At 58.1% G+C, this 1,033-nt stretch carries 1 pseudogene; it reads right to left on the bottom strand.

Annotated features, from left to right (window positions below):
* Positions 1-1,032, bottom strand: a pseudogene (locus DBR24_RS15850) (RHS repeat protein); the annotation flags it as partial.
* Between the last annotated feature and the right edge of the window lies 1 nt (position 1,033).

Genomic DNA, 1,033 nt, shown 5'->3' with positions numbered 1-1,033 from the left:
AGAGCCTATGGCGAAATTGATGCTGTATGGCGTGGCGCATTCACAGGGGCTTTTCTTTGGATTGGGCGCGCCTTTCGCCGGTGCCTGTTGGCCGTGGGCGGCCAACTGTCCCTCAGATGCCGTACGCTTCGCCTGTCCGGTCTTCTCCGGGTGGACGGCGGCGTTCTGGCCATGGGCATTGCGCTTGCGCCACAATGTCACGGCGCTGGAAAGGATCAGCAGCAACCAACCGATGGAGTTCTGAACGGACTCGTCGTCCAGCTTGCTCAATTGGGTGCGTAGTTCCGGGCCCATCGCCCGCAGTTTTTTGGTTTCGGCGGAAACGTTTTTTTTGAGGTCATCAGGAACGAGATTTTGCGCCACGCTGTTGGCCAGGCCTTTACCTGCTGACTTCAGCGCACTGTTGGCAGCCCCAAAAATATTGCTGAAAGACGCCAGCGGATCATTCTTGAATTGGTCGGCCGCAGCGCTTGCCTGGATGCTGGCTGCATTCAGATCACCTTTGGCATCCAGATTGCCAAACGCCACCGCTTCGATGCCTTTGGCAATTTCGTTAACGACTTCTTCGCCGAGCTTGCCAGCGTCCGCCAAAATACCGGGCAACTTGCCTTTGGCCTGTTCAACAAAATCATCCAGTGTGCCGATAATCGAGGCGTTCAGGTGACCAACCAGCACCTCGATCACGGAAGTGCTGAGCAACAACTTGCTGCTGGCCCTCATCTCCTGACGCACCAGAAACAGTGTCGGGCGCAGTGTCATGCGCGCCGCTGCCATTGCCGGTGGTAAAGGCAATACGCCGATCAGGTTGATGCCAAGGCTGGCCCACGCGAGCAAGTCGCGCTGCTTGGCGTTCGACAGGGTGACGATGTCACCCAGCGCATCGACCAGCGCCATGATGTTGCCAACCACGGGTAAGGCGCCGGCGACGTTCTTGATCCGATCAAGAGTGACCACACCGCCACTGGCGGATTGAAGCCAGGCGTCGAAGGTTGCCGCACCGCTGGCAACATCCTGAATGTCGATGGCATTCAGG

This window comes from Pseudomonas sp. HMWF006, assembly GCF_003061205.1.
GTDB classification, from domain to species: domain Bacteria; phylum Pseudomonadota; class Gammaproteobacteria; order Pseudomonadales; family Pseudomonadaceae; genus Aquipseudomonas; species Aquipseudomonas monsensis.
The sequence above is the reverse complement of the archived record's forward strand: the minus strand, read 5'-3'. Positions and strand labels throughout refer to the sequence as shown.